This window comes from Gordonia sp. 852002-10350_SCH5691597 (assembly GCF_001665715.1).
GTDB classification, from domain to species: Bacteria; Actinomycetota; Actinomycetes; order Mycobacteriales; family Mycobacteriaceae; genus Gordonia; species Gordonia sputi.
On the sequence record NZ_LZMO01000050.1, the window covers coordinates 16,149 to 27,281 of the forward strand.

The window sequence follows — 11,133 nt, forward strand, 5'->3', positions numbered from 1 at the left end:
CTGCGTCACCTTCTAGAGTCGAGTCCATGACGGAGGGTGCACAGAGCTCGGCCGGTTCGCAGTCGGCGGAACCATCGGCGACAGAGAGCGCCAAGGCCGCGAAGAAGCGTCGACGCCGCGAGCCGCCGCCGGACCCGACGCCGCTCTACGGGCTCATCGACGCGCACACGCATCTCGCCGCGTGCGGTGGTCGTTCGCCCGAGACCGTTCGGGCGATCGTCGACCATGCCGAGAGTGTCGGCGTTGAGATGGTTGTCACAGTTGCCGACGACATGGTCGACGCGCGGTGGGCGGTTTCGGCGGCGGACTGGGACGACCGGGTCTACGCGGCGGTCGCGCTGCACCCGATGAACGCGGGCGACCTCGACGACGCCACCTCGCGCGAGCTGGAGCAGATGGCGCAGCATCCGAGGGTGGTGGCCGTCGGCGAGACCGGTCTCGATTACTATTGGCCCGCCCGGTCCGACGACTGCGCGACGCCCGAGATTCAGCACGAAGCCTTCCGCTGGCACATCAGGCTCGCGAAGAGCATCGGCAAGCCGTTGATGATCCACAACCGCGAAGCCGACCGCGATGTGCTGGACATTCTGGCTGATGAGGGCGCTCCCGACACCGTGATCATGCATTGCTTCTCCGGTGACCAAAACGTTGCACGCGAATGCGTCGAACGCGGTTACTACCTCAGTTTCGCGGGCACAGTGAGCTTCGCCAACGCCGCGTCGCTGCGAGATGCCGCACGCGTCGTGCCGGATGAGTTGCTGCTCGTCGAAACCGACGCTCCGTTCCTGACGCCGGATCCCTATCGGGGACAACCTAATCAACCATACTGTCTGCCGTACACGGCCAGGTCGTTGGCATCGACGCGTGGAGTCGATGCCGAATCCTTGGCCAGGACGCTCGGCGACAACGCGCGACGCGCCTACCAGCTACCTTTGCGGTAATCGCCCCGTCTCGTTATCGTATTGTGATCCCGCGTGATGGTGGGCGTCGATTGAACGGATGATTCGGTCTCTGTTTGATAGTGACCTCGGGGCCGTAGGGCCTCGGTGACTTACTCCTGAGACGCCTGACGTGGGTTGACTCTGTCGCCGATCAGGATGCTTGGACCTTGTCTGTACTTGCGAGAATTCACAACTCAGAATCGATGCGCGCTCGCGTGGCCGTTGGTGCCGTGCTCGCCACCCTCGCCGCCGGTGGCGTCGCGGGTGTCGCGATGCACAAGAACGTCACGCTCGACGTCGACGGTCACACCATGAAGGTCTCGACCATGGCGATGTCAGTCGATTCGGTGCTGCGCTCGCAGGGGTACACCCCGGCCGACGGCGACCAGGTCAGCCCGGGACCCGACGCAGGCTTCGGCGACGGCTCGACCATCACCATGAAGCGCCTCAAGACCGTCGTCATCGACGTCGAGGGTCGCAAGGAGCAGGTCAAGACCACTGCGGTCAAGGTCGACGAACTTCTCGCAGAGAAGGGACTCGCGCACGGCGACGACGAGACCAACTTCTCGGCAGGCGGAGCGATCCCGGTCAGCGGTGCCGTCGTCGACGTCACCCTGCCCAAGCAGATCACGGTTGTCGACGGCGGTGTGCGGTTCAACACCACCGTGCCCGCGGCAACTGTCGCCGACGCGCTCACCGCGACCGGCAAGCCCCTGTCCGACGAGGACAAGGTCACGCCTGCCGCAGACACCAAGGTCACGCCGAACATGGTCATCGACGTCACCCGCATCCGGACCGAGCAGGACACCGTGCTCGAAGACGTCGCACCACCGGAGAACAAGCAGGACGATCCGACCCTCATCCGTAACAAGAAGGTCGTCGTGAACGCGGGTAAGCCGGGACGCGCAAACGTCACCTACAACGTCACGATCGTCAACGGCAAGGTCGTCAAGCGCGACAAGCTCTCCGCCAACCAGATCGCCGCCCCGGTTGCCGCCACCGTCAAGATCGGGACCAAGGAGGGCGCGCCCGACGTGCCGTCGGGTTCGGTCTGGGACCGCCTCGCGCAGTGCGAGTCCACCGGAAACTGGGCCATCAACAACGGCAACGGCTTCTACGGCGGCATCCAGTTCGACCAGAACACCTGGGACCGCTGGGGTGGCCAGGAGTATGCCGCGCGTCCCGACCTCGCCTCGCGCGAGGAGCAGATCGCGGTCGCGCAGAAGACCCTCGCAGCTCAGGGCTGGGGCGCGTGGCCTGCCTGCTCGTCGAGTCTGGGTCTGCGCTGACAGACGACGCGGATTCGACCGCTCCGCGGCTGCTGGGCCCGGCACAGATCCGACGCCTCGCCGCCGAGCTCGACGTTCGTCCGACCAAGACGCTCGGACAGAACTTCGTCCACGACGCCAACACCGTTCGACGCATCGTCGCGGCGTCCGGAGTCGGCCCTGACGACACCGTCCTCGAGGTCGGCCCCGGACTGGGTTCGCTGACGCTGGCACTGTTGGGCACGGCGGGCCGGGTCGTCGCGGTCGAGATCGACCCGAAGCTCGCTGCGCGGCTGCCGCACACCGTCGACGAGTTCGCGCCGCAACGGGCCGACGCACTCGATGTCGTCACCGCCGACGCACTGGCCGTGACCGCCGACGATCTGCCGGTGACCCCGACCGCGCTCGTCGCGAACCTGCCCTACAACGTGGCGGTGCCCGTCCTGCTGCACCTGATGACCCAATTCCCCACGATCGCAACGGCTCTCGTCATGGTGCAGGCCGAGGTGGCTGATCGACTCGCGGCAGGCCCCGGCTCCCGCGTCTACGGTGTGCCGAGCGTCAAAGCGCGGTACTTCGGCGACGTTGCCCGCGCAGGTGCCGTGGGGCGCAACGTCTTCTGGCCGGAACCCAAGGTCGAGTCGGGTCTCGTCCGCATCACCCGCACCGACCCATTCGTCGACGAATCAGCCACCCGCGCACAGGTTTTCGCTGTCATCGACGCCGCCTTCGCGCAGCGCCGCAAGACGATGCGCTCGGCGCTGACCACCTGGGCGGGCTCGCCCGTCGAGGCCGAACGCCGACTTCGGGCAGCGGGCATCGACCCCCAGATCCGCGGCGAGAGGCTCGACGTCGGCGACTTCGTGCGCCTCGCGGCCGTCGAACCCGCCTGAGCTACCGGCCGGGCGCTACACGCCGCCGACTGGGCGCTCGAGACTGCCGACTGGGCGCTCGAGACCGTCGACTGTACGCTCCACGCCGCCGATTGGGCGTCTCGTGCCGCGAACGGCGCGTCTATCCGGACGCCGCCGCGCGCTGCTCCACGAGTGTCCGTAGCCGCCAGGCGATTGCGCGCGAGTCCTGGGACACCAAGTGATAGTCGCGCACCACCCAGCGTCCCGCGATCATCACGTCCCGCGGCTTTCTGCCCGGCGACGCCCACAGCAGACCATCTATGGGGTCGCCGACACCGGCATCGGAAACGTCTCCGCAATCCCATACGCAGAGGTCGGCTGCCGCACCTACCTCCAATCGGCCGAGCTCGCTGCGACCCAGTCCCGCAGCGGATCCGCGCGTTGCCGCCTCGACGAGGGTGCGCGCGGAGAGAGGCCGACCCGTCAATCCCGAAGCCTGCATCGCGAGCCGCGCGTCGGCCAGCAGATGTCCACCGTCGTTGCTGCCGCCTCCGCTTGTCCCGAGGCCGACGACGATCCCGGCCTCGAGTAGGTCCGCGACGGGCGCGATGCCCCAGCCCATGGGAATGTCGCACCCCGGTGCATGAGTCGCGTGTACTCCGGCCTCCGCGAGTCGAAGCACTTCGTCGTCAGTGACATCACAGAGGTGAGCGACCGTGACATCGGTATCGAGCCAGCCCCAATCCTCGAGAAGCCTCAGAGGGCGAGCGCCGTAGCGCTCGCACGCAATGGCGACGTCGATCTGCTCATTTGCCTGAGTGCGTCTCCGTAGCCCCAATTCCGTTGCCGCGCGGCCCAGTTCGTGAAAAGTCTCCTTCGAGTCGGCATGCACGCCCGACGGGCCGGTGGCCAGTTGAAGCATTCCGTCGTCGCTGATGCCACCCGACGTCGAACCCAGGTAAGCGGCGTGAATCGCTCGCACGGAATCGGCTGCGGCCCAGGGATCGTCGCGCGCGGTACCGCGGACAAAGACGAGTCGTGCACCGAGATCGTGGGCCGCCGCGATCGTCGCGCCTGCCAACTCGACCGAATCAATGTCCGCAGGCCAGGTCAGGTGATGGTCGGCGATGGTTGTGACGCCCGCCAACACCGACTCCGCGAGCCCGACCGCTGCTGCTGCACCGGCCAGGTCTGGATCGACTCGAAGCCCGCGGTACGCGGCGCCCATGATCCGCAACCATTCGTGCATCGGCTGGAATCTGCTGCCGGGCAATGTTCGAAAGGCACTTTGCAGTAGGTGATGGTGTGCATTGACCAGACCTGGAGTGACGACGCAGTCGGTGCAGTCGACGACTTCGGGCTCACCGGCGAGTGCCGTGTGATTCTCGACGATGAGTCCATCGTCGACCACTACGGCATCGGCCGTTTCGGCGCACGCGCCGACGACAGCCAGGGCGTTCTGCAGTCGCGTGCTGCTCATAGATCAAGAACCAAACGTCCGCTGGTGCAACGGGATACACAAAGCATCATTGTTTCGTTCTCGGCGCGTTCCTCAGATGTCAGCACCGAATCGCGATGCTCGACCTCACCGCTGACGACCTCAGCCTCACAGGTTCCGCACACACCTTCGCGACACGACGACACCGTCACGATCCCCTCGTCGTCGAACACATCCAAAATGGACCGGCCAATCGGTACCTCGACCGTCCTGCCAGACAATGCCAGGGAGACCTCGAAGGGTGAGTCCTGTGCTGCCGCATTGTCGGTTGCGGCGAAACGCTCATAGAACACATCGACGGCGTGTTGGTCCGCGCAGGCAGCTGTGGCGTCGGCGATCAGCGACTCAGGTCCGCAGGTGTACACAGCGGTGCCGGGTGGGAGGCCCGCGAGCTGGTCGAACAGAGTCACACGTCCCTCGTTCGACGACGAGTGGATGACGACTCGGTCGCCGTATCGCTCGCAAAGCTCTGTTGCATATGCCATGTGAGCTTGGTCGGCACCTGTGTAAAGGAGACTCCATGGGCGACCTTTGCTTTCGGCTTCGGCCACCAGCGAGATCAGTGGAGTAATGCCTATTCCGCCGGCAACAAACACATACTTGAGCGCACGCGTAAGTGCAAAGTGGTTGCGTGGCGGACTGATTCGAAGTACAGAAGCTTCATGCGACCCGTGGTGGAGAGATAGCGAACCGCCGCGTCCGTCCTCGCACTTGGCGACCGCGATGCGATAGTGGCCGTGGTCATCGGGGTCAGAAGTGAGAGAGTACTGGCGGACTACGCCTGCGGGAGTGTGGACGTCGATGTGTGAACCGGGCGACCAGTGGGGGAGTGAATTCGACTGGATGGGGGCAAACGTGAACTCGTCGACGCGATCGGTCAGTTGACGACGTTCGATGATTCGCACATCGATGAGTCCGCCGGGGCCAGCGGACAAAACATCACTGCTCTCGCGGTGGTTGTCGTCGGAAGATGTTGCGCTACTGCCATTTTCAGGTTGTGAATCGGTTGACATGAGAACTCCTCAATGGAAGGTCTCCGTCGGGTTCCCAGCCAAGGAACCGCTATTCCTACCCCGAGGCCTGTACGACGATCAATCGAGCGATATGGCCGTGACTCAGTCGCCAGCGGTGAGGAATGTTGCCAGCATAGTAAAGGCTGTCACCCGCTCGCAATTCGATCGTTTCGCTCTCGCCGAGGTCGACCTCGATACTCCCTTCGATCACGTGCACCCACTCGTCCTGGTGATGTTGGTAGTACCGGTCGAACCCCGTGCTCCGGATGACGTTTTCCTGCGGATAGAAGGCGGCGTCCCCACGCACCAGCAGTCGGGTGTAACTCTCCTCGCCGTTCCCTCCGGTGCGTGGTAGCGCGGTGCCCTCCTCGTTGCGAACAAGTGCCGCGCCGGCAGGGAGTGTCACCTCCTGCGGTGCCGACGTTTGAGGGGGAGCGGCCGCGAGCATCAGGCTGACCTGGGTTGTTCCCAGCGCTGATGCGATGCGTTCGAGCGTGACCATCGATGGCCTGGCATAACCTCGCTCGAGCTGGGACAAGAATGGATGAGAGATGTCCGCCTCGGCGGCAAGCTGCGCGAGCGTGACACCCTTGTCCCTTCTCCTTCTACGGATCTCGGCACCCAGGGCCTCCTGTGCGGGATCGGGGTTGGCGAGAGCCACTGGACCACTCCTGTTGTCTCGGTCGTCTTGTCTCGGTCGTCACCGCCTGTCGCAATGGCACTGACCATGGTCAGTTGCGTACAATGCACGGAATTGACGTTGATGATCACGATAGCCGGGACACCAATTCCTCTGCGCCCCTTACGGAGAGGTGTGTCGACACCCTGGTCCTGCATTCGGTCGACCCGTAGCGTCTCACCTCCACACTTGTCACACATCCATCGCTTGGGCGTAACAAGTCGGCAATAGGACGACCGTAATTTGATCGATGTTGACCACATCAACAATCCCCGTCGCCCAGCCAGGCGGGACCGCTACAGCCTTGGTCTGCATTACTCGATATCGCAGCCGACACCTTCGGAGAACCACATGCCAGCTTCTGATTTGCCGACGCTTCGGCTGATCACCGCACGCTCGCGCACTGGCGAGATGATTGACGTGTTGTTGGATCGTGGCGTCGACGGCAGGGCGCGGGTCAAGAACATCGCGCCCGGAGGCTCGATCGGCGAAGTCGACGGTCACCTGGTTCTCGACGATCACGTGCTGCTGCCCCCGGCGGCCGACCCGCATGCTCACCTGGACAAGGCGTTGTCATGGAACGTACTGAATCCGCAGGTCGGAGACCTCGGCGCCGCCATCGACTGTTGGCGAGCGGGTGCCGAGAGGTTCGACGAGGAGTCGTTCTATCGGCGTGCCCATCGAGCCGCCACCACGATGCTGGAACGAGGAACCACAGCCGTCCGGACGCATGTCGACGTGCTTGCCGATGACGATCCCTATCGCGCCATCCGTGCGATAGATCGCGTTCGGCATGAACTCCGGCCCTTCATGACGATTCAGATCGCACTGCTTGCGCCGCCGGGAACGCCCGACGACGTGATCCACGGTGCACTTGACGTCGGCGCCGATCTAGTCGGAGGTGCGCCACACATCGCCGACGATCCAGTGGCAGAAGTCGCCCGCCTCATCCACATCGCCGAAACACGCTGTGTGGGCGTCGATCTGCACACCGACGAGTTTCTTGCGGGCGATCACACAACGATTGGCACGTATGCCGAACTCGTGGCGCACTGGCCGGCCGACGTTGTGCGTACCGCCGGACACTGTTGCCGACTCTCGACGATGGATCGGCAGGAGCTGTCGACATCGATTGACGCGCTGCGAAACTCCGGAATCTCGGTCGTCGCACTGCCGATCACCAACCTCTATCTTCAGGGCCGCGCAGACGACGGTCGCGGGGCGCCGCGTGGAATCGCGCCCCTCTCTGCGCTCGCGGATGGAGGTGTAAGGGTTGCCGCCGGCGCCGACAACATACGAGATCCGTTCAATCCGATGGGAAGTGGTGATGCGCTCGAGACAGCCTCACTGCTTGTCACTGCTGGCCATCAAATACCCGCAACAGCAATTGATCTCGTGACATCATCGGCGCGCTCGGTGTTGGGCTTGGCCGAGGCGGGCCCGGTCGTGGGAGCACTCGCAGACTTCATGGCGGTGCGGGGTGCCGACCAGATCGAGGCCATGGCCACAACACCCGATGCTCGTGTCGTCATTGTCGACGGCCGGATCATCTCCCGAACAAAGTCGAGCACCTGGTCGGTATTCGACTGACTACCAATCTATCTCGGCAGATCTGTTACAAGAATCGAACATCCGTTGATCGTGAAGGACACCATGACATCGACATCACCACCATCGGACTCAGTGACCACCGGGCATCCGGTGGTTGGCTTTGAGCACGTCGACCTCCGCTTCCCCGATGGGACCCACGCCCTCCACGATGTGAACCTCGAAGTGCGCGAGGGAGAGTTCGTCTCTGTCGTCGGACCCTCGGGTTGCGGGAAATCGACGCTTCTGCGGTTGTCCGCTGGACTGGAGACGATATCCGACGGTTACATGCAATGTGGTGCTGACCGCATCGGCTATGTCTTCCAGGACGCGACCCTGCTTCCGTGGCGTTCAGTCGCAGACAACGTTGCGCTCCTGGCGGAACTCGACGGTGTCGGAAAGCGGGAGCGACGTAGTCGCGCCTCGGCGGCTCTCGAACTAGTGGGGCTTGATGGATTCGGAGATCACCTGCCGCACATGCTCTCCGGAGGCATGCGGATGCGCGTCTCGCTTGCTCGGTCACTGACCGTCGATCCACAGCTGTTCCTTTTCGACGAGCCCTTCGCGGCGCTCGACGAGATCACCCGCCAGCGTCTTGGCCAGGAATTGACCGAGCTATTCGACCGCACGACATTCGCCGGTCTCTTCATCACGCACTCGGTGAGCGAGGCCGTCTATCTGTCCACGCGGGTGGTCGTGATGTCCGGACGGCCCGGGACCATTGTCGGAGAGTTCGACGTCCCGTTCGACTACCCGCGCTCGCCCGACCTCCGATTTGACCGCGAGTTCACTGACCTCACCGAACGAGTGTCGGTCGCACTACGAGAGGCGCACTCATGACCAACTCCACAGCCACCGGGCCCGGACCGGACGCAGCCGCCACCGCTGTCTCCGCCACCGCTGATCTAGCGCTGGCGACTCCGCCAATGCGCAATCGCGCTACGTGGGTACAAAAGGTGCGTCGCACGGTTGCGCCGCTGCTCGTGTTCGCGATCGTCATTGGGGCCTGGTATCTGGTCAGCTATGTGGTGCTCGACGCGTCCAGACGCTTCCTGATGCCACCGCCCCAGGAAGTGGTCCGCGACGGCCTGTTCGGTGACTCGGCCCCCGAGATGTGGCAAGCGCTCGGGCGCACTGCGGCGGTTGCTCTCACGGGACTGCTGATCGCGGCGGTCGTCGGCATCGCCTGGGCCATAGCGATGGCACATTCGAAGACGATGGAGAATGCGCTGTTCCCGTATGCTGTTGTATTGCAGTGCATTCCGATCCTTGCATTGGTTCCCCTCGTTGGATTCTGGTTCGGATTCGGTTTTGGTGCACGGGTATTCGTGTGCGTGTTGATCGCGTTGTTCCCCATCGTGTCGAACACGCTCTTCGGATTCCAGTCGGTTGACCCCAGGATGCGCGACCTGTTCGCGCTGCACCATCCGAGCCGGATGACGGTGCTCCGCAAACTCGAGTTCCCCGCGGCCATGCCGGCGATATTCGCGGGCCTTCGTATCTCGGCGGGTCTCGCAGTGGTCGGCGCCATCGTCGGTGATTTCTTCTTCAAGCAGGGCAACCCCGGTATCGGAATTCTGATCGACAATTATCGGTCCCGTCTTCAAGCCCCGGAACTTTTTGCGGCAATCCTGCTTGCATCGCTCCTTGGTGTCGCCGTGTTCTGGTTCTTCGGCTGGCTCGGAAACCGAATTGTCGGGCGCTGGTACCAGAAGTAGCTCACCCCCAACATATTTCGTCACTGAACACTCGATTCCATCGAGTGTCGCTCGTTCACACGATGAGGAAAACATGAAAATCAATTCTGCAGGCTTTCGTACCCTCTTCGCCGCCTCTGCGGCAGCGGCAGTCGTCGTGGCGGCTGCCGGATGTGGGGGATCGTCGAATACCGGAGGATCCGGTTACACCGGCTCGATCGGACCGGTCAATCTCAGTGTCGATTGTCCCAAGACCGTTGTGGTGCAGACCGATTGGTATCCGGAAGCCGAGCATGGCCACCTGTATCAATTGCTGGGGCCGAATCCGAAGATCGATGCATCGGCCAAGAAGGTCGTCGGTCCGCTGTTCGACCGCGGGCAGTACACCGGCGTCGACCTCGAGATCCGCGCGGGCGGACCTGCGATCGGCAATCAGTCGGTGACCGCACAGATGTACTCGGACGATTCGATCACGCTCGGGTACGTCGACACCGACCAGGCGGTTCAAATGTCCAAGAACAAGCCGATCACGGCCGTGATGGCACCGCTCGACGTCTCACCGCAGATGATCATGTGGGACCCGGCGACGTATCCACAGGTAAAAGGGATTGCTGACCTCAAGAATGTCGACGCGACCGTCTTGTACTTCGAGGGCACCACATGGATGAGCTATTTGACAGGCGCAGGCATCCTGAACACGCAGCAGGTTGACGCGAGTTACGACGGCACTCCTGCCAACTTCGTCGCAGCAGGCGGCAAGAAGGCGCAGCAGGGTTATGCGAGTGCCGAGCCCCAGATCTACGAGGAGGAAGTGGACGGCTGGAAGAAGCCGGTGAAGTACCAGCTGCTCAACGATGTCGGTTTCCCCACCTACAAGTCAGCTTTGTCGGTGCGTTCGGGTGACCTGGAGAAGCAGTCGGCGTGTCTCAAGAAGCTGGTGCCGGTGATGCAGCGTGGGGTCGCCGACTACGCGAAATCGCCCGAGACCGCGAACAAAGTCATCCTCGACGCGGTGAAGGAGTACAACACCGGCTGGACGTACTCAGAGCGCAACGCGGAGTACGCGGACCAGACGATGTCGCAACTCAAGCTGGTTGGAAACGGCACCAACAACGCGACCGTCGGTGACTTCGATGAAACCCGGGTCCAGCGCATCATCGACATCACCACGCCCATCTATGCCAAGCAGAAGACACCGGTAGCCGATGGTCTGACACCCGACAAGGTTGCGACCAACCAGTTCATCGATCCTTCGGTGGGGATGAACTGATGTCGGCACCGGTGTTCGGTTCCCATCGGCAGGACGGGAGGCCCGAATTCGGGCCGGATGACGTCGAAGCATTGGCCGACGACCTTCTCTCGATACTCGGCCCTCGCGGTGTCAGCTCGTTGCCGCGTGCAATCACACGCGCGTCCCGCGACGGATCCGGGATGAGTCCGATCCTGTCCGCGCAGGATCTCGGCCGGCCGGATCTCGTCTGCTTTCCACGAAATCCCGAGGTCGTCCCGCAGATCGTCAGTGCTGCTGTGCGTCGCGGTGTGCCGCTGACCACGAGGGGAAAGGGAACAGGTAATTACGGCCAGGTTGTCCCACGC

Annotated in this window: 10 protein-coding genes and 1 pseudogene; 8 read left to right on the forward strand and 3 right to left on the reverse strand. The window is 63.3% G+C overall.

Annotated elements, in window-relative coordinates; genetic code table 11:
* The first annotated feature begins 26 nt into the window (after window positions 1-26).
* The 3 genes from A5777_RS03730 to rsmA all read left to right on the forward strand — a co-directional run bounded on the left by A5777_RS03730 (window position 27) and on the right by rsmA (window position 3,102).
* Window positions 27-941, forward strand: a complete 915-nt coding sequence (locus A5777_RS03730; RefSeq protein ID WP_005207171.1) for a TatD family hydrolase — start codon at window positions 27-29, stop codon at window positions 939-941.
* Between the two features lie 203 nt (window positions 942-1,144).
* On the forward strand, window positions 1,145-2,230 hold the full coding sequence (locus tag A5777_RS24560) for a resuscitation-promoting factor (RefSeq protein WP_005207172.1): 1,086 nt from the start codon (window positions 1,145-1,147) through the stop codon (window positions 2,228-2,230).
* Window positions 2,194-3,102 carry a 16S rRNA (adenine(1518)-N(6)/adenine(1519)-N(6))-dimethyltransferase RsmA gene (gene rsmA / locus A5777_RS03740; RefSeq protein WP_064861671.1) on the forward strand — a complete coding sequence of 303 codons (909 nt, stop codon included), beginning with the start codon at window positions 2,194-2,196 and terminating at the stop codon, window positions 3,100-3,102. The genes A5777_RS24560 and rsmA overlap by 37 nt, the downstream gene beginning before the upstream one ends.
* A 121-nt stretch (window positions 3,103-3,223) precedes the next feature.
* On the opposite strand, the gene A5777_RS03745 is transcribed toward rsmA, so the two are convergent.
* The 3 genes from A5777_RS03745 to A5777_RS03755 are packed head-to-tail and all read right to left on the reverse strand — an operon-like array spanning window position 3,224 to window position 6,235.
* Window positions 3,224-4,543, reverse strand: coding sequence for an amidohydrolase family protein (locus tag A5777_RS03745; protein WP_005207174.1), 1,320 nt, complete (start codon window positions 4,541-4,543; stop codon window positions 3,224-3,226).
* On the reverse strand, window positions 4,540-5,574 hold the full coding sequence (locus tag A5777_RS25780; protein WP_005207175.1) for a PDR/VanB family oxidoreductase: 1,035 nt from the start codon (window positions 5,572-5,574) through the stop codon (window positions 4,540-4,542). The genes A5777_RS03745 and A5777_RS25780 overlap by 4 nt, the downstream gene beginning before the upstream one ends.
* Before the next feature lie 55 nt (window positions 5,575-5,629).
* Window positions 5,630-6,235, reverse strand: a complete 606-nt coding sequence (locus A5777_RS03755; RefSeq protein ID WP_005207177.1) for a helix-turn-helix domain-containing protein — start codon at window positions 6,233-6,235, stop codon at window positions 5,630-5,632.
* 369 nt (window positions 6,236-6,604) lie between these two features.
* On the opposite strand from A5777_RS03755, the gene A5777_RS03760 reads away from it, so the two are divergent.
* From A5777_RS03760 to A5777_RS03780, 5 genes and pseudogenes are all read left to right on the forward strand, one after another.
* Window positions 6,605-7,843, forward strand: coding sequence for an amidohydrolase family protein (locus A5777_RS03760; RefSeq protein WP_005207179.1), 1,239 nt, complete (start codon window positions 6,605-6,607; stop codon window positions 7,841-7,843).
* A 63-nt stretch (window positions 7,844-7,906) separates the two neighbouring features.
* Entirely contained in the window at window positions 7,907-8,680 is a 774-nt protein-coding gene (locus A5777_RS03765) for an ABC transporter ATP-binding protein (protein ID WP_051993929.1), read from the forward strand.
* Entirely contained in the window at window positions 8,677-9,558 is an 882-nt protein-coding gene (locus tag A5777_RS03770) for an ABC transporter permease (RefSeq protein ID WP_064861672.1), read from the forward strand. Before A5777_RS03765 ends, A5777_RS03770 begins: the two co-directional genes overlap by 4 nt.
* Window positions 9,559-9,631: 73 nt before the next feature.
* Window positions 9,632-10,807, forward strand: a complete 1,176-nt coding sequence (locus tag A5777_RS03775; RefSeq protein WP_005207184.1) for an ABC transporter substrate-binding protein — start codon at window positions 9,632-9,634, stop codon at window positions 10,805-10,807.
* A pseudogene (locus tag A5777_RS03780) lies at window positions 10,807-11,133 on the forward strand (FAD-binding oxidoreductase); the annotation flags it as partial. The gene A5777_RS03775 and the pseudogene A5777_RS03780, both read left to right, overlap by 1 nt.